Source organism: Acinetobacter sp. 1125_18A, from assembly GCF_052824985.1.
The window spans coordinates 137,384-154,958 of record NZ_VTDG01000003.1; the positions used below are offsets into that span (position 1 = coordinate 137,384).

The following is a 17,575-nucleotide window of genomic DNA, read 5'->3' on the forward strand; positions in this document are numbered from 1 at the left end:
TGAAAGAAGTCTATTGGCAAAGCATTAAAAATCAAAATAAATTATAAGTTTTTGATTATTATTAATAAATATGATTAAAGCCATTCAGTGATTTAAATCAAAACTAAAAAATAAGCTGTGCAATTCTCTAGCAAAGCATATAGGTATTATATTTGCAGTTATGCCTTTGATTTGCATATTTCTATATATCATTATCTGAAGATGAGGTTGATTAATTTAAATAATTATATATTATAAAAACATATATTGTATGGGTTTAAAGCAATGCATGATTTTATACTCGCCTTTTTGGGTGGAGTTCTACTTGGGCTGGCTGTAGTTGGCTACTTATTTGTAAATGGTCGTGTTGCTGGGGTAAGTGGTCTAATTGCACAAGTCCTCAATCCACACAGAATTTTTAAAACACCTGCTTTGTGGTTTTTATTGGGCTTATTCAGCACACCATTTATCTATGGACAGATTTTTAATCCTGAAATCGTGATGCTAACGACAAGCCCAATTTTACTTGTCATCGCAGGTCTATTGGTTGGCCTTGGTACACGATTAGGATCAGGCTGTACCAGTGGTCATGGAATTTGTGGGATAAGTCGTTTGTCTAAACGCTCAATTGTCGCAACCTGTACCTTTATGCTGGCTGGATTTATCACTGTTTATGTGATGCGCCATATGATTGGAGCATAATCATGAAAAATATCTTTGCATTTATCTTTGGCGGGCTATTTTCTGTAGGATTAATGCTTTCGGGTATGTCGAATCCAGCAAAAGTCATCGGTTTCTTAGATATATTCGGGCAGTGGGATCCAAGTCTGGCTTTTGTGATGATCGGCGCAATTTTAGTCGCATTTATTCCTTTTCAAAAAGCGATACGCAAACCCGTGACTGTGTTTAATGAAGTGATCGAATTACCAAAAAATACCCAACTCGATACAAAGTTAGTTGCAGGCGCTTTCATTTTTGGTATAGGTTGGGGAATTGCTGGAATTTGTCCAGCACCAGCATTTACATTGATTGGTTTAGGTCATTATCAAGCCCTATATTTTATTGTTGCCATGCTATTTGGCGTATTGATTCATCGCAAAGTGACAGGAGCATAATTTTTTATGAATCCATTTGTACAAGATTTTTTTGATGAAGCCAGTAATACCTTTAGTTATGTGGTGGTTGATCCTGCAACTCAATACTGTGCCATTATTGACAGTGTATTGGATTATGATGCGGCATCTGCAACAACATCGACAACACATGTAGACCATATTATTGAGTATATTCAAAAGCATCATTTTACAGTGCAGTGGATTCTTGAAACACATGTACATGCAGATCATTTAACAGCTTCGCAATATTTAAAAGCACATTTAGGCGGTCAAATCGCCATGAGTGAAAAAATTGTGACTGTTCAAGATATTTTTAGTCAAATTTATCATCTTGATTATGAGGCTTTAAAAGCACAGCATTCATTTGATTATTTATTTAAGGATCATGAAATTTTTAAAATTGGCGAGTTAGAGGCATATAATCTCCCTACACCTGGTCATACTCCAGCTTGTTTGACCTATGTGATTGGTGATGCAGCCTTTGTAGGTGATACTTTATTTATGCCTGATTATGGCACAGCGCGTTGTGATTTTCCAAAGGGCAGTGCGGCACAACTTTATGATTCTGTAATGAAAATTTTTAACTTACCCGAGCATACTCGGTTGTATTTATGCCATGATTACTTGTCAGAATCACGCCAAGATTTTCATTGTCAAACAGACATCAAGACCCAACGTGAAGAAAACATCCACATCCATATAGGAGTGACTAAACAAGCCTTTATTGCTATGCGGGAACAACGTGATGCTACATTGTCTATGCCGAAACTGATCCTTCCAGCTATTCAAATTAATATGAACGCTGGTAAATTTCCTGAGCCTGAAATGAATGGTGTTCGTTATTTAAAATTACCTTTAAATTATTTTAATTAAATTGCTTGGAGTAAAATTTACTTATTAAATGATAATGATTTCAATTTTTATTCAACAACATTCGATTTATTAATAATGGATGTTTATTTAGTTTTTTAGAATAATACATATTTAAGATGATTAAAAACCATTCATTAGTTGATTTTTTTACAATTATTGTTAAGGTTGTTGTTAATAAGTTTAGAATCGAAACATGGAATTAAGTTTCTCTAGAAAAAACCAAAAGAGGGAGCAGGGTTGCTGATATTACAAAAGATAAAATTTATTTATCAAGTTGATATTTAAGGATAATTTAAACAAACATAGGTTTGTCATAAATTTGAAACATACCTGAAAACTTAAAAGAATAGATTTTATAAACGTTATTGTATACAATTTAAACTTATTGGTTAAAGTGTGACTTATATCACATGGTTTTTTTAAAAAAATAACGACTCGACACTTGGGTTATACAAGAATCTGTGGTTATTTAAAATACATATAAGTTTGAACATTGGTTTATCTTAATTTTTGCGTTGATAGATAGGATTATTTTATGGCAGGCATTTATTTACCTTTGCATTCGAGTTTGAATCAGGTGGGTTCATTTCCAAAGTCTATAACTCCTCGATCTGCACAAATTTTGAATGAAGTCAAAGAAGTTTTAGATCTGATACCGCACCTTATTTGGGTGACAAAATTGGGGATTGGCTATTGTAATACCCCATTAAAAGAATTTATTGGTGTAGATACACATAATATTTGCGATTCCGATTGGATTAAATGCTTACATCCTGATGATGCAGAACATATCTATAATATTTGGATAACCGCGCAAAAAACCGGTCAACGTTTTGAAAAAGAATGTCGTATTCGCCATGTGAACGGCGACTATCAATGGTTTTTACTGATTGCTCAAAGTACGGTTTATAAACAACAGTTTTATGATTGGACCATAACCTGTACCAATATCCATGATCGTGCAACGTTATTACGCGAAACCAGCGAGTCGTTAAAAGCCAATACAGACATGCTTGATGTAAGTGTCGACTGTATCAAAATTATTACACCAGATGGTTATGTGTCACATATGAATAAATCTGGCTGTATTGCACTGCTTGGACAAGAAAAAGTAAAAACTTTTGGTATGGAATGGCTCGGACTATTGCCACCAGAAGTTCGTGAGCAGGGTAAAAAAGCCATTAAAGAAGCGGCAAAAGGGAAAAATGCTAGATTTGCAGGTAAAAGTATCTTTGGTAATCTAACCATGTATTGGGACAATATCTTAACCCCTGTTGTTAATGAAAATGGTCAAACCACCAGTATTTTATGTGTTTCACGAGATATAACCAAACAACGTATTGCAGAAGAAAAACTCAGAGTGATCTGTGAATTTGATGAAATGACGAGTTTGATGAATCGTCGTGCATTTAAAAGAAGATTAAAGGCATCAATCTCTAAAGCCAGAGAGAACCGAAGCAAAATTGGATTATTACTGATTGACTTAGATCATTTTAAGCATATCAATGACACATTAGGTCATTCTGCTGGTGATCATTTGCTTAAGGTCTTGTCTAAACGTCTCGCGCATTGTTTAGATGAGAATGCCTATATCTCAAGACTTGGTGGTGATGAGTTTGCAGTGGTGATTGACCATGTTGAAAGTCATGAACAGATCGAGGCTGTTTCCAAAAAATTATTACAACAACTTGATGCGCCTATTACTTATAGCGGTAAATTGTTGAATGGTGGCATGAGTATCGGTGGTTCAATTTATCCGCATGATGCCAAAGATGGTTCAGGATTGTTGAAATGTGCAGATGCTGCTTTAAATGACCTTAAAGAACGGGGTCGTGGCGGTATTCGTATGTTTGGTGTAGACATGTTTGAAATTGCCCAAAGTAAAGCCAAACAATTAAATACAGCACGTCAAATTATCCGTAACAATCAAGTTGAACCATTTTACCAACCTAAAGTGAAACTGGATGATTGCTCAATTATTGGTTTTGAAGCATTACTCAGATGGCGTGATGTAGAGGGCAATGTTTATTTACCCGCAACAGTTGCTGAAGCATTTAATGATTTTGAGTTAGCGACCAAAATCAGCGAAACCATGCACGATAAAATATTTACAGATATTTCTCATTGGATCAAGCAAGGTTTTAACGTTGTACCGATTTCAATCAACGCTTCACCTGTAGAGTTTATGCGGGATAATTATGCGGAAATTTTATTAAAGCGCTTGACCCAGTATGCTATTCCACATCATCTTGTTGAAGTCGAGATTACTGAACATGTTTTGGCTGATCGTGGCTATGAATATGTTATCCGTGCATTGAAAAAACTTAAACAAGAAGGTGTCCGAATTGCCTTAGATGATTTTGGAACAGGGCATTCATCGATGACGCATATTCGTGATTACCCTGTAGATAGTTTAAAAATTGACTACAACTTTGTAAATCGTATGCATGAAGAAAAGTCAATTAAAGCGATCGTGGAAGGTATTGCAAAATTAGGCCCAATTCTCTCTTTAGATATTATTGCAGAAGGGATTGAAACGATTCAGCAGCTGGAAAATTTAAGAGCCGTGGGCTGTAAATTTGGCCAAGGTTTCTTATTTAGCCAAGCAATTTGTGCAGAACAAGTGCAAGAAATGTTGCAGTAAGGGGCTTGGGATTAACCACAATGATTGGGTTAAATTGTGCCTTAACTCAATCATTTGTATTCCATACATAAAATATAGAAAAACTTTAAAAAAGGGCTTGAAAAGTCTACAGACTACAGGTATTGTAAATTCAATATAGATTTTTATGAACGACATAAAGATGAAAAAGCAACCTGTAATCGCTACTTCTTATTATTTCTGGCAATTCTTTAGATAATTGCCTGAAGTCGTTCGGGCAATGAATTGGTTGCCCATCAAAGTTAATACCTGATCGGCAACACCGATCAGGTTTTTTTATATCTGAATGTTAAAAATATTTTGAATCAATTAAGTGTGAAGATTTTGGAGAATGTCATGATGAAATTTAACTACGTATACTTTAGCAACTTTTATTGGACTTACTTTGGTCAAGTGAAAAACCTGATCGCCCATTTGAATAGATCCCATACGCTCAAATAAAAGTTCGGACTTTGTAGAGTCCTAAGGAATACATCATGAATGCACTAAATATTGCTTTACAACAAAATCAAACCATAGAAACTCAACTCAGTTTGCCTTATGAGTTAAAAGAAAAATTTGCATTAAAACATACGCTCGCTTTACAGATCGCCGAGCAACGCCAAACAATTGAAAATATTCTCGATGGTACAGATGATCGTCTGCTGGTGATTACTGGCCCATGTTCTATTCATGATGAAAAATCCGCATTGGAATACGCAGATCGCTTAATACAATTACAAGAAAAATTGTCAGATCAGATCTTTCTAGTGATGCGTGCATATATTGAAAAGCCACGTACAACAGTAGGCTGGAAAGGATTTTTATACGATCCAAATTTAGATGGGTCTGCCAATATGCAATTGGGTTTAGAAAAATCACGCCAATTGTATTTACAAATTATTGAAAAAGGCTTGCCAATCGCCAGCGAAATTCTAAGCCCTATGGCAACCGCATATTTTGATGATTTATTGGCTTGGGGGGCAATTGGTGCACGTACCAGCGAATCACAAATTCATCGTGAGATTTCAAGCCATATGCCTTTTAGTATTGGTTTTAAAAATGGTACAGATGGCTCGATTCAAATCGCTTTAGATGCAATTCAATCTGCAAGTCATCCTCATCAATTTCTTGCTATGGGTCAAAAGGGATTACCTTGTATTGTACATAGTCATGGTAATCCTTTAGCACACATCATTTTACGTGGTTCAAATAAGGGCACAAACTATGATGCAGAATCGATTCAGCAGATCCGCCAGCAGCATCAAGGGAAATTACCCGCATTGCTGATTGATTGTAGTCACGGTAACAGCAGTAAAGATCCTTTAAAGCAACCGTTGGTTTTGCAGCAAATTATTGAAGAAAGACATGTGACCCATGTACGTGGTGTAATGCTAGAAAGTCATTTGGTAGATGGTAATCAAAAAATCTCTTGTGATATGACTTATGGTCAATCTGTTACTGATGGTTGTTTGGGTTGGAATAAGACTGAGCAATTGTTGTTGGATGTTGCGGAGCAGCTTTCTGAAAAGACTTTAGCGTTTTCGGCGTAAATACAGTGTGTAATTTATTTTTATAAAGGCTGTACTAGATTAGCAATATGTTAATCTAGTAGCTATATAAGCAGTAATTGAACAGTCTTTTTTTGACTAGTAAAAAAAAACCGAGTAAACTTACTTATTGAAAAAGCTTCAAATTTAGTTTGTATCGAAATTTATATTAAGTTGATTAAGCAAAAAAGAACTTAATAACTGATGTTACGCATTTGGTATGAATTAAATTTATCTATGGTGAAAATATAGACTTACGCGGCGGAGTCTTTCATCAAAAGTTTAAATTTAGAGAATAACCTTCGGTTCGACCTACTTTTGTTTCGGCAAAAGTAGGCAAAACCATTGTCATCCGCAGAACTCGACCACTTCTGTCAAAATATTCTAAGTATCGCAGATACTTTATAAATTAGCAGTAGTCCTACCTCAGACAATTGCGGATGACGTTTTCGCGTAGCCACTTTATTCGAGGTACAAGTATGACTTTAGAGTTGTTGCGTAACATCAGTTAATAAAATAACTTTAATATGGAAATTAATTTTTAACTTTGATGGTCAATTTGTTTAATGGTGCAAAAAGACGCACTTCCTTGATTTTCATCGGCATATAGAGTTACTTGAGGTTTTTTTCTAGCCCAATTCATTAAGAATGCTGCTAGAATTGTTTTTCTGGCTTGTGGGATGATTAAGTAACCCCAAGGATTTCTATTTTCGCAAATTCTTGGAACCTCTCTAGTTTCTAAACGGACTAACAATCCATCAGTGGTACTTGTAATATCAGAAACTCTTCCAGACACATATGTTTCAGCTGCAAAAACTTGCTGGGTAAGTAGAATTGCCAGTAATAATATTATCTTCATTGCTGTATTTCCTTGATTTAAAAATTATTGTTAAATTTTAGAATCTATCGATAGTCAATTAATCATTTAAAATATAATGATAAAACCCTTGAGCTAAAATCCATGGTCTAAAATCTGAACAACTCTGAACTCCAGAAAAATATAAAGTTACAGATTTCTTTGTAATTTGAGCAGTAAGTAATACAGCGAATAATTTACTGCAATTCGCTGGAGAGATTTCATTCCAAGTTGCTGATGTACTACATAATAAAGGGCTGTTCAAGCTTCCTACAGTATTGGCAAAAAGAGCACCAGAACGTGGATTTATTGATACACCACTTACTTTTCCTGTACACATAATATCGGCAGCAAAAACTGATTGGCTCAATAATATTGATAATAATAAAAATTTTCTCATCACCTAGCCCTCATTAAAATTTATTTTACATGGTAGTAGGTAATTGTTGGACTACCAGTTTCATAGCAACCATCTATATAAACTTCTACATTTTTTTTTGCTAAGAATGCACCATAAAAGCTAGCATAAGCTCTACGTCCGTGAACTGTAGTGCTATTAAATCTGAATACATTTGTTATTTTGCTGGGGCAATTTTCGTATGCACCGAATGGCTCACCAGATAATGTTACATAACATGTACCATCAGTTAAATGACATCCTATATCCGTTATTTTTCTGTTGGAGACAGTCTCGCCAGCAAATGAAATTGAAGTCATTGGTAAAATCAAAGTAGATACGAATATAACTTTTTTAATCATGTTGAGTGTTCCTTTTAAACTAAGAAATTCTTAGCATCCATGGTACGGTTACATAATCAGTTTCTTCACAATTATAATTGTCCTGTATATAACGCAAAGTTATATTCTTTTTCATTGCATAAGCTTGCATTAAGATACCTAAGTATGGCTTCGTTGATGGTTTTGACCATGAGCCAATCTGTTTCCAAGATTCTCGACCGTTTTGAGATTTAAGTAGTGCTAATAAATCTGTATCTTGTGTTTGAATTTGCATTACTTTATAAGGGCCACAATCTACCTGAGCAAAAGAGATATTGCAGAAAAATAAACTAACTATTAAAACAATAATTTTTTTCATTATCAGCCTCTATTTTTCAACGGATATGAAAATATGCAAGAGTTGGCCATCCACCTGGGCCACAACCACTTATATAAATATCAACAGTTTTTTTTGCAAGAAAAGCAGAAAGTAAAGATGCATACGTTCTTTTTCCATTTGTAGTTGAGCTTGAAAATCGAAATTCATTAATAGGTTTATAAGTACAATTTTCATTAGCTCCAAATGGAGCACCTGATAAGGATACAAAACAAGTGTCATCCCATGTGTGGCATCCAATATCAATAATTTTTCTGTTAGATACATTCTCATCCGCAAATAAAGAAGTATTTGCTGTCATTAAAATAAGAACAATTGTGATTTTTCTTAACATTTTTCTCCACTCTTATGATGAATTGTGAATATTTTGTGTTGAACTTGTATTTTTTCTTAAAAATATGTATTTTTTATATATGACTTATGAAAAAAAGTAAACAGGTTAAAAATGAAAAAAGTATTGTTCTATGTTTTTTTGATATTTCAATTGATTCCTATTGGAAGTGCTTTCGCAAGTGATCATCTTGGAAAAGTTTCAAGGCTTCATGTAAGAGATGAAGATGGATTAATTTGGGTAATTCTAGAAGGAGAACGAACTGCTAATAGACCAAATTGCGCTACTAATGTTTATTTCGTTATAAAAAATGAAAATAGTCCAGCAGGAAAAAGATAGTTGGCAATGTTGATGATGGCTCAAGCAAGTAATAAATTAGTTTTTATAGAAGGAGCTAATACATGTAATCGCTGGGGTGACGGAGAAGATATAAGTATAGTGTCTATAAGAAAAAATTAATTAAAAATATTTAGATGATAAAAATAAGGATACTACTAATGAAAATAATACTAAGTTTTGTTTTAAGTCTATTGAGTTCAATGCTTTATGCAGGTCCTATAGACTGGTCTGTTGCAATGACATCTTTTCCATCAGATCAAAGTGTAGGCGATACAGGACAAGAAAAAACACCCAATGGTTATGTCGATTTAATGAGTGGTAACCTTGTTTATGATGTACCTGAAGTCACTTTAAAAGGCGAGAGAGGACTGAATTTCACCTTGTCTCGTTCTTATGGAAAGGTAAATAATGGTTTTCGCTCTATGGGGAACTGGGAGCTAGAGTCACCAAGATTGGTGATGATGACGGGACCTTCAACTAAACTCCAAGGTGATAGTGGCGCTGGTATATGTGAAGCAAATGGTGATGCAACTAATAATAGTTCAGGAAGGCCAAGTTACAGTGCGGCTTTATTAGATACAAGTTTTAAAAATGTTCTAGAAAAAAGTTATATTAACCAAGTAAGTATTGATGCATCTATTAAAATATTAAATTCAATTATTAGTTTAACATCAGTAATTTTAAGCTTATCTAATACCCCAACTAATGTGATTAATGATAAAAATAAAGCACAAGCAGCGAAAGATGCACTGTTAAATAAAGTAATTTCAGAGTTTCAAAAGAATATTAATTTTTCGATGAGTGAAGATCAAGCTTTTATTCAAAGAATGAACCATAAACAAGCTGTTTTTAACTTATATAATAATAGTGTTTTTACACCAATTGCTTATATTGAGCATATTGAATACAGAGAGCCTTGGTTCCCAAATATAGTTTCTTATGTGGAATTAAAAGGGTCGAATTTTGATCGTTATTTAGAAGATAAGACAATTGATAATCTAAAATTAACGAATAGCCGTGGAGGACCCTATAGTGATGGATTAGTTGGTAATATGGTAACTAATAATATTCTTGCTTATGTCTACTATAATAATATATATAAGGCAAGGAAAACTAAAGTAAATGAATTTTATACATCAACTTCAACTTTTAATACGACTAGTGATGTAGATTCAAGAAAAAGGCCAATAAGTTTATATTTACCAGGTCAAAAAAATATAACTTTCTATCCTATTAAAACAGGTGTTGCTGGATACCCTCAATCTGCAAAATATATTTCTCAAGATAATTGGTATATTAGCTGTACAAATTCTGGAAAAGATTTTGTTGTAAGATCAAACAATGGTACTACTTATCATTTTCCAAGCGATAACCGAGAAAACCAAACTGGATTCACTTCATTCTTTGGAAGTCAATATATTCCAGGGCGTGTGTCAATCTACGCTTCAAAAATAGAAAATCAATTTAATGAAGCTTATCAGCTTAATTATTTTAATAAAAAAACCAATACTTTGATTTACAATAATTTTAATTATACAAATAAGTTTTTTCTAAAGTCAGTACAGCATCTGCTTGATGGAAAAATTGTTAATGAAAATGCTCCTGAGCTTGTGCTTAATTATGTAAAAAGCAGAAATGGGTCTGAGAATACTGATGAAAGCCAATTTGATAATATTTCAGGAGATATAACCCTTAAGAAAATTCTTAGGTATATCAATGGAGGTTATAAGGAATGGACTTCTTATAACTACACAAGCCAAAAAAATCTTTCAAATTATAAATTGACCGACACAATACCAACAGGCGGCACTATAGGCGATTTTCATGACAACAATTCTGCATTTATCTATTTACAAACAGCGGGTTATATTACAGGAGATGCTATAAATTATAGTTATGGTGGTCCTTATCGAATTGTTGGTAATGCTACACCAGCATCGACGAGTATGACTACGCAAGATTTTCTCTGGTTCTACAGTGATTTAACTGGTATTAAATATTATAAGAGTTCTTCAAATGGTTTAGTCAATACAAAATCAGTAAGTTGGACATATTCTCTAATTAATGAATCTCGCCCAGGATTTACTGAAACTAAATCCTATAAAGTTAGCACTTCGGGTTATTCAGGTGCTGATGTCAATCCATTGCAAATTAGCTACGCATATAGCCGTGATAAAGATGCTAAAGAACAAACTACAACAGTAACAACCAAGGATGTAACTACAGGTCTGACAAAGGCATATGCTTATGTGATGAATGCTTACGAAGGTGGGATTGCAGAAAGCTTCTTACATGGATTACTTAAAAAGGTAACGATTGATGCTCGTACAGAAGTTTATGAATGGGTGACATTAAATCTTATTGGTCAAAAACCAAAAACAACCAATGGCAACTATGCTGATAATGAAGATGTTTTACTGGTTCGAATGTCTAAAAAAACAGTTAATCATTACGGTGCTTATGGTACAACTTATCGAGATTTTGACCAATATGGTAATGCTCAAACGATTGAATCTACAGGTCTAAAAGGTACAAGTTCAACTTCATTACCAAGTGTTAGTATTGCTTATTTTAATGCTGACCCTGCAAATGCTTCAGTCAATGATGGTAATTTGCCTTGGATTACAGGTTTACCTCGTCAAAAGACATCAGCTGGGTATACAACACAATCTATTGAATATGATGTTCAAGGTGCGATCAAAACAGAAAGTAAAGAAGGACGTATCACCAACTTTAAATATGAAACTGTTTCATTTAGTTCATGCTTAGGTAACCTAGCTGATTTTGCTTGGTCAAAATTTGCAAGTTGTTTCTCCGATTATGTTGCTGGAGATAAACATACTGGTTTACCAATGGAAGTTGATGTGGGTAATGGTCAACAAATTACTCAATACTCTGCCTATAAAAAAGGTGTACCCGCCAATATTCGTTTAGCCAATGGTGGCCTAGAAACCAATGTGATCGATGACTTTGGTAATATTATTTTCCATACTGATGCAGATGGTGTTCGTTCACAAAACCAATATGACGATGCAGGTCGTTTAAAAATCGAAACACCAGTTATTGGTTTAAGCTATACAATTATTGATTACAATGGTTTAAACATTGTAAGAACCATGCAAAATGGTGCAAGTTATAACAAAACTGAAAAATATAATGGTGATGGTTTACTGATTTATTCTGCTGCAAATACATCAAATAAGACGGTTGTAAATTCAAGTAAATATGATGCTTTTGGAAATGTAATCTTTAGTTCAAATCCATCTGCTGGTGGTACAAGTGAGGGGATTTCTACAAGTTATGATGTCTTTGACCGACCAAAAACTGTAATTGATAATGGCGTATCCGTAAACTACTGCTATCAATCATGTGGTGGGCGTAACGGTGCTATTGCATTAACAACAGATGCTTATGGTGTCACTGAAACTGATTATTTGGCTGTTGGTGATTTTAGTGCAAATCTAAAAACACTGGTCAGTCGTAAAGGCGGTGATGGTTCGGCATTCACAACCTCAACTGAATATAATTTAGGTCTGTTAAAACCAACAATTGCAACTTCAGGCGCTTCAACACAAAGCTATAGTTATAACAGTAATGGCACATTGGCGACTGAAAAAGACAATAGTATTAATGGTCAAAAGAGTTATGGTTATGATGCGACTGGACGAATTAAGACCATTAGCCATCAAGATGGTTCAGTTGAAACAATTGAATATTATCCAATTAATGATTTGATTCGTTCTCGTGCTTGGCGTGGTATAACCACCAATTATGGGTATAGCTTAGCAGGGCGTTTAAATTCAACCAATAATGCCAATACTTCGCAAGGCTATGGTCGTGATGGTTTTGGTCGTGTTGTAACACTGACACAAAATATTAATTCCAATAATGCTAATTATGGTTATACCACCACATTTGGTTATAACAATCTAAACCAAGTGGTTTCGATTATTTATCCAAATGGCAAATCTGTGAATTTGTTAGATCAAAATGCTTTGGGTGAAGTTTATTCAATACCTAGTGTGATTCAAGGGCTTAACTACAATATATTGAGTCAACTTACATCTGTACAAGCAAATGCTGATGTAGCTTGGACATATTCGTACTCAAACAATGGCTTGCCTACAGGCGTAAGTTCTAACAGTTTGAATAAATGTGTACTGAATATTGGATATGGTTATGATGCATTAAATCGTATCAATAGAATGAGTGATCATTGTGGTGCGACCTATAACGCCACAATTGACCGTTTTGGTACAGGCTTGATGAAACAGGTTGAACTTGATCAGGCACGTTATCAGTATTTATATAACAATGATGATATTAGTTCAGTCAATATTACTTCTAAGAGTCAAATCGTTGCGCCTGCTTCCTACACTTATAACTATGTGAATGGCACATCACGCTTAGCTAATGTTAGTGGTTCAGCATATAACTTTAGCTATGATGCGATGGGGAATGTCACTAATGATGGTATCCGTGCCTTAGATTATGATGCTTATTACCGTATCAGTAAAAATGGTAATGAAAGTTATATCTACAATACAGATGGTTTGCGTGTTCGTGCAGTTCGTGATGATGGTATTACTGACTATATTTATGATTCAGCAGGTAATCTGGTTTATGACATTAACCATCAATCAGGTTATAGCAAAGCCTATGTTTATGTTACTGGGAAATTAGTTGCAACTTTAGAACGTTATCCAGATGCCAACAGTAAAGGCTTTGATTTGATGAATGATTTTGAAGGAGCCGAGTTTGGTATCAATAGCTTGTTAGAGAGTTATGTGGACAGTGATGATGATGGTTTACCTGATTATATCGAACGCTTTATCGGTTCTGATCCAAATAATCCTGACTCAGATGGTGATGGTCATAAAGATGGTTATGAATACAAATTATTGGGTGCGAAAGGTGTTTTAGACCCGCTGATTCAACCAAGTGAGCCTGATCCTGATGAAGATATGGCAGCATGGTTGCCTGCAATCTTAGATATGATCTTGGAAGATGACTAAGGGGATAAATCATGAAAACAAAAATGAAAGACCTAATGAAAAATAACAATATGCAGCCAAATAAGATCTGGTTGATAACAGCTCAATTGATTGTATTAAGTCTCTTCCTCGTTCTTAGTCAGCTCACGCTGGCTAAGGATCGGATTCAATATCATGTCCAGAACTTTGATGGTTCAACCTTAAAAGTGATCAATGAACAGGGCGTGGTCAGTCAGTCTTATCAATACGCGCCTTTTGGTCAACAACTGCAATATAAGAAACCAAGCAATTTAAAGAATCCCAATGCTTTTGTTGGTGGGGTTCAAGATGCTGATGATTTGGTTTATTTAAAGCAACGTCACTATAACCCAGTATTAGGAAGATTTTATCAGCCTGATCCTGTGACTTTTATTATGAAAGGTCATGGACAGACCAATCGTTATCAATATGGAATGAATGATACTTATACTTTTAGTGATTTAAGTGGGACGTGGGCTGAGGTAATAAATGGGAAATGGGTTGAAAATGGCAAAAGTTTTTATTCTGCATCAGGTGGCGAATTTACTGATCGGTTAGCCTGGAATATGCCAAATGATGTTGCGACACTAAGTGGGGGAGTTGAGTTAGTGATTCTAGGATCAAGTTTTAAATTATTAACACGATTGCCTACCTTAAGTTTTACAGATGATGCAGGACGGATATTTGGATGGACAAATAGTTATTCAAAAATCGGATCAACAGGTGTGATTGGTGAAAATTATTTGAAGATGCTTGGGGGAACTTCTCAAATTTATTACAAGACACCAACAGGCGGGAGGTATGTTGATCAGTTAGTTGGTACGATTGCTAATGAATCGAAAGTTGGGTATACAACATTAACAAGTAGTATCCAAAAGCAGATTAATAAAGATGCTTATTTACTAAAATCGAAGCAGGTGACAGAAGTTAGGTGGAATTTTTTTGAAAGCCCATCAGGTTATACTAGAGGGCCGTCACAGCCTTTACGAGAAGCACTAAATAAAGCTGGAATTAAGATTGTGGAGCACTATAAATGATATATGATTTTGTTAATCCACCATTTTCTTTAAATTTTAAAGATATGACTAAAGTAGAATTAAAAAACTATTATGATTGGTTTTTAGAAAATATACCAATAAGGGTACAGAAATTAGAAAGTCTAGTTAATCTATCCTATGGTTTCGAAAATTGGCGAGCAAATTATGAACCTTCTTCTTTATCTTTACTAGGAAAATGGTTTAGTCAAGAAATTGAGGTTAGAGAAAGAACTATTAATGAATATAAACAATTACAGGATATTAGTCGATATCCTGTAGATGTTAATAGTTTTATTCCTACAGATAAAACTTATTCTATTGCATTTGATATAGGAATGTATTTTGGAGAAGTTTATGTTAAAAATCACTCCAAATTAAGTTGGGGGCTATTTACTACTAATAAAAAAAGTATTGATTATGGGCAGCCAGTTATAAAAGGTTTTGGTAAAGTTACTTTCAATCCCATCTATATGCTAATAGTACAAACTATGAACTTAATTGGCGAGAAAGATGAGCAGTGTTTAATTGAGTTGTATAATATTTGGGAAGAATATATACCTAATTAAGATAGATAAATACTATAATTAATTTTATGTGAAATAATTTATTGGATCATATTTATTTAATAAGTATAGAATTTTTTTCAACTGGAAAATTATTAATATTTTTATTTAAAAATGGAAAAGGATTTTTAGCCTATGATTTATGATAGATTTTAATCCAAAAATTATCTAAGAGGGCGCTACCATAAGAGATCTCTACATGAAAGGTAGAGTATACACAAGTATAGATTTTTTAGCTCCATACTTGCTATTCTATTCATTACATACACTTTATATTGTTATATTGATAGTCAATTTTTTTAAAACTTGAAAATGACTGGGTTTTAGGGTTGGTGATTTGGATTTTTTATTTTGACTGGGCTTATTGATCTGCTCTCTTATTTAATTAAAGTAGTATTTTTAAGGGGTAAGTTATTTATTTTGAAAAAATACATAAAATTTGTTAATTATTATAGTTTTGTTGTTTATATATTCTTTTTTTTTACCAATTACAGATAAGTTATTGGATAAGGTAATTTAAAGAGGGAAAAATGATGAAGATTAATTTTCCAAAAGGTTATTATTGGTTGTTAGAGAGAAATTTGATTTCGTATGAAACATTTGGTGCATTACAGCCATGGTTGTATTTGCCAAAAGAACATCAATTTAATTTAAACGATAAGTGGGGCACTACTGATTGTTTTAACAGAATAGCTTTCGCAAAAAGGCAAGATAATGATGAATTAGCATGCTTTGTCTATAATTTAGAAGGAGAGGTATTAGGTGTAGATCTCATACAAGGATGGACAAATGATGGATATACTATATTGAAATCATTTAATTCATTTTGGGAATGGCTTAAGCACGTTATTGATGATATGGCTGAGTGGTTAGAATATGATATTTAAGGATAAGTAATGATATCTTACTCATAATGAGATTCATACAATGAATTTTGGATAAATGGTAATGAAGACAATTAATATTGATTTTATGAATGAATCTACATTTTAAATTACTGTAATTGTTGAGCCTCTTGCCCATGAGTTTTTATTAAAACCTTAAGATATAATTAAAGTTGTACGCGAGTCTTTGGAGGAAATTACTACAATTCATTCTGATTTAATGGACAAAAAACTGTTGTTATTTGGTTACCTAGAGGTAATATAAAGTGGATATATTATATTAATGATAGCTTGGTTGAACCACTATAAAGAATAATTTATCTAAAGTTATAAGTTAAAGTAATGGTCGGGTATAAAAAGCATGTTTAAATTTCAATTACTATCTGATACTGACTCTGAATCAGGAATTTTAATAGCAAAGCAACAAATTACTTCAAATGGATTTAATAAATATATTACATCTGAGAGTTATGGTAGTGATTTAAATGGAATAGTAATTATATTAATGTGTCGTAAACCTGAAATTGTTTTTAAAAAACGATTACGATTATCAAAAAAAGAAAAAGTCTTGTACATGGATATTATGTTGGATTATGATCTATTTAATAATATGGCATTCGAACAAAGAATCACTCAAATTTGTAAAACGCTTTTAGTAGAGTTATCACAGGTACTAAAAAAATATAAATTTCAAGATTTTAAATCGGATGAACTAATAAAAAAATCAGAAAATTGGTTTGTGAATTATGGTTTTATTTAAGTAGTTAATTTTATTATGAGCCTAATAATCAAGAAAGCTCATCAAAAGAGACTGCAATTAGCAGGATATCTTTATAGACAAGGCTTAAGATAATATGATCTTTTTCTTAACTGAAAATTTCAGATTTATTTTTTAGTTCTAAGGTTATCTAACAGAGTACTTTAATAGGAAAAATTTAGATGAAGAAGAAGATAGTATTTGCTAGTGTAGATTTTTTTAAATCTACACTAGCTTTATCTTAATAAAATATCCTTTATATTGCTATATTAAAAGTCAGTTTATTTTAAAACTTGAAAATGATTGGTTTTTAGGAGTGATTATTTGGATTTTCTTAATTTTAACTTGTCTTGTTTATTTATTTTCATTTATTATAAAAATAATATTTTTTAGAAATGAAATATTTATTTCGAAGAGGTATGTTGAATTTATTAATTATTATGTTTTTTTGTTTCTTTGTTTTTATTTTTTTTACCAATTATAAATTTAATCTTGAAGAAGATAAAGTAAATGGTGTTTGGTAT

At 33.2% G+C, this 17,575-nt stretch carries 16 protein-coding genes; 11 read left to right on the forward strand and 5 right to left on the reverse strand.

Annotated elements, in window-relative coordinates; all coding sequences use genetic code 11:
- Positions 1 to 264 precede the first annotated feature (264 nt).
- The 5 genes from FY049_RS06145 to FY049_RS06165 all read left to right on the forward strand — a co-directional run bounded on the left by FY049_RS06145 (position 265) and on the right by FY049_RS06165 (position 6,161).
- Positions 265 to 681: a YeeE/YedE family protein gene (locus tag FY049_RS06145; RefSeq protein WP_224963547.1), complete on the forward strand. Its 417-nt coding sequence runs from the start codon at positions 265 to 267 to the stop codon at positions 679 to 681.
- A gap of 2 nt (positions 682 to 683) precedes the next feature.
- Positions 684 to 1,094 carry a DUF6691 family protein gene (locus FY049_RS06150; protein ID WP_224963546.1) on the forward strand — a complete coding sequence of 137 codons (411 nt, stop codon included), beginning with the start codon at positions 684 to 686 and terminating at the stop codon, positions 1,092 to 1,094.
- A 6-nt stretch (positions 1,095 to 1,100) separates the two neighbouring features.
- Entirely contained in the window at positions 1,101 to 1,967 is an 867-nt protein-coding gene (locus FY049_RS06155; RefSeq protein WP_224963545.1) for an MBL fold metallo-hydrolase, read from the forward strand.
- A gap of 535 nt (positions 1,968 to 2,502) precedes the next feature.
- Entirely contained in the window at positions 2,503 to 4,611 is a 2,109-nt protein-coding gene (locus FY049_RS06160) for a sensor domain-containing protein (protein ID WP_224963544.1), read from the forward strand.
- Positions 4,612 to 5,105: 494 nt separating this feature from the next.
- Positions 5,106 to 6,161 carry a 3-deoxy-7-phosphoheptulonate synthase gene (locus tag FY049_RS06165; RefSeq protein WP_446083368.1) on the forward strand — a complete coding sequence of 352 codons (1,056 nt, stop codon included), beginning with the start codon at positions 5,106 to 5,108 and terminating at the stop codon, positions 6,159 to 6,161.
- A 538-nt stretch (positions 6,162 to 6,699) separates the two neighbouring features.
- On the opposite strand, the gene FY049_RS06170 is transcribed toward FY049_RS06165, so the two are convergent.
- Genes FY049_RS06170 through FY049_RS06190 form a run of 5 tightly spaced genes read right to left on the reverse strand, consistent with a single transcriptional unit; the run spans position 6,700 to position 8,462 of the window.
- Positions 6,700 to 7,017, reverse strand: coding sequence for an ABC transporter ATP-binding protein (locus tag FY049_RS06170; RefSeq protein WP_446083369.1), 318 nt, complete (start codon positions 7,015 to 7,017; stop codon positions 6,700 to 6,702).
- 58 nt (positions 7,018 to 7,075) lie between these two features.
- Positions 7,076 to 7,414 (reverse strand): hypothetical protein, encoded by a 339-nt coding sequence (locus tag FY049_RS06175; protein WP_446083370.1) that lies wholly within the window; start codon positions 7,412 to 7,414, stop codon positions 7,076 to 7,078.
- Positions 7,415 to 7,434: 20 nt separating this feature from the next.
- Positions 7,435 to 7,773, reverse strand: a complete 339-nt coding sequence (locus tag FY049_RS06180; RefSeq protein ID WP_224963540.1) for a hypothetical protein — start codon at positions 7,771 to 7,773, stop codon at positions 7,435 to 7,437.
- A 19-nt stretch (positions 7,774 to 7,792) separates the two neighbouring features.
- Positions 7,793 to 8,110 (reverse strand): hypothetical protein, encoded by a 318-nt coding sequence (locus tag FY049_RS06185; RefSeq protein WP_224963539.1) that lies wholly within the window; start codon positions 8,108 to 8,110, stop codon positions 7,793 to 7,795.
- A 16-nt stretch (positions 8,111 to 8,126) separates the two neighbouring features.
- Entirely contained in the window at positions 8,127 to 8,462 is a 336-nt protein-coding gene (locus FY049_RS06190; protein ID WP_096734200.1) for a hypothetical protein, read from the reverse strand.
- 111 nt (positions 8,463 to 8,573) lie between these two features.
- On the opposite strand from FY049_RS06190, the gene FY049_RS06195 reads away from it, so the two are divergent.
- The 6 genes from FY049_RS06195 to FY049_RS06220 all read left to right on the forward strand — a co-directional run bounded on the left by FY049_RS06195 (position 8,574) and on the right by FY049_RS06220 (position 17,054).
- Positions 8,574 to 8,798: a hypothetical protein gene (locus FY049_RS06195; protein ID WP_446083371.1), complete on the forward strand. Its 225-nt coding sequence runs from the start codon at positions 8,574 to 8,576 to the stop codon at positions 8,796 to 8,798.
- A gap of 158 nt (positions 8,799 to 8,956) precedes the next feature.
- The gene (locus FY049_RS06200) at positions 8,957 to 13,813 is read left to right on the forward strand and encodes an RHS repeat protein (protein WP_446083372.1); all 4,857 of its coding nucleotides are present in this window, start codon (positions 8,957 to 8,959) and stop codon (positions 13,811 to 13,813) included.
- An 11-nt stretch (positions 13,814 to 13,824) separates the two neighbouring features.
- The gene (locus FY049_RS06205) at positions 13,825 to 14,847 is read left to right on the forward strand and encodes an RHS repeat domain-containing protein (protein WP_446083373.1); all 1,023 of its coding nucleotides are present in this window, start codon (positions 13,825 to 13,827) and stop codon (positions 14,845 to 14,847) included.
- The gene (locus tag FY049_RS06210; protein ID WP_224963535.1) at positions 14,844 to 15,413 is read left to right on the forward strand and encodes a hypothetical protein; all 570 of its coding nucleotides are present in this window, start codon (positions 14,844 to 14,846) and stop codon (positions 15,411 to 15,413) included. The genes FY049_RS06205 and FY049_RS06210 overlap by 4 nt, the downstream gene beginning before the upstream one ends.
- A 527-nt stretch (positions 15,414 to 15,940) precedes the next feature.
- Entirely contained in the window at positions 15,941 to 16,297 is a 357-nt protein-coding gene (locus FY049_RS06215; protein WP_446083374.1) for a hypothetical protein, read from the forward strand.
- A 358-nt stretch (positions 16,298 to 16,655) separates the two neighbouring features.
- Positions 16,656 to 17,054 carry a hypothetical protein gene (locus FY049_RS06220; RefSeq protein ID WP_446083375.1) on the forward strand — a complete coding sequence of 133 codons (399 nt, stop codon included), beginning with the start codon at positions 16,656 to 16,658 and terminating at the stop codon, positions 17,052 to 17,054.
- The last annotated feature ends 521 nt before the right edge of the window (positions 17,055 to 17,575 follow it).

Excerpts from the sequence above, each read along its gene's own strand:
- FY049_RS06145 (WP_224963547.1), top strand. The coding sequence starts at position 265 with ATGCATGATTTTATACTCGCCTTTTTGGGTGGAGTTCTACTTGGGCTG.
- FY049_RS06180 (WP_224963540.1), bottom strand. The coding sequence starts at position 7,773 with ATGATTAAAAAAGTTATATTCGTATCTACTTTGATTTTACCAATGACT.
- FY049_RS06155 (WP_224963545.1), top strand. The coding sequence starts at position 1,101 with ATGAATCCATTTGTACAAGATTTTTTTGATGAAGCCAGTAATACCTTT.
- FY049_RS06200 (WP_446083372.1), top strand. The coding sequence starts at position 8,957 with ATGAAAATAATACTAAGTTTTGTTTTAAGTCTATTGAGTTCAATGCTT.
- FY049_RS06195 (WP_446083371.1), top strand. The coding sequence starts at position 8,574 with ATGAAAAAAGTATTGTTCTATGTTTTTTTGATATTTCAATTGATTCCT.
- FY049_RS06185 (WP_224963539.1), bottom strand. The coding sequence starts at position 8,110 with ATGAAAAAAATTATTGTTTTAATAGTTAGTTTATTTTTCTGCAATATC.
- FY049_RS06190 (WP_096734200.1), bottom strand. The coding sequence starts at position 8,462 with ATGTTAAGAAAAATCACAATTGTTCTTATTTTAATGACAGCAAATACT.
- FY049_RS06220 (WP_446083375.1), top strand. The coding sequence starts at position 16,656 with ATGTTTAAATTTCAATTACTATCTGATACTGACTCTGAATCAGGAATT.
- FY049_RS06175 (WP_446083370.1), bottom strand. The coding sequence starts at position 7,414 with ATGAGAAAATTTTTATTATTATCAATATTATTGAGCCAATCAGTTTTT.
- FY049_RS06170 (WP_446083369.1), bottom strand. The coding sequence starts at position 7,017 with ATGAAGATAATATTATTACTGGCAATTCTACTTACCCAGCAAGTTTTT.
- FY049_RS06165 (WP_446083368.1), top strand. The coding sequence starts at position 5,106 with ATGAATGCACTAAATATTGCTTTACAACAAAATCAAACCATAGAAACT.
- FY049_RS06150 (WP_224963546.1), top strand. The coding sequence starts at position 684 with ATGAAAAATATCTTTGCATTTATCTTTGGCGGGCTATTTTCTGTAGGA.
- FY049_RS06210 (WP_224963535.1), top strand. The coding sequence starts at position 14,844 with ATGATATATGATTTTGTTAATCCACCATTTTCTTTAAATTTTAAAGAT.
- FY049_RS06205 (WP_446083373.1), top strand. The coding sequence starts at position 13,825 with ATGAAAACAAAAATGAAAGACCTAATGAAAAATAACAATATGCAGCCA.
- FY049_RS06160 (WP_224963544.1), top strand. The coding sequence starts at position 2,503 with ATGGCAGGCATTTATTTACCTTTGCATTCGAGTTTGAATCAGGTGGGT.
- FY049_RS06215 (WP_446083374.1), top strand. The coding sequence starts at position 15,941 with ATGATGAAGATTAATTTTCCAAAAGGTTATTATTGGTTGTTAGAGAGA.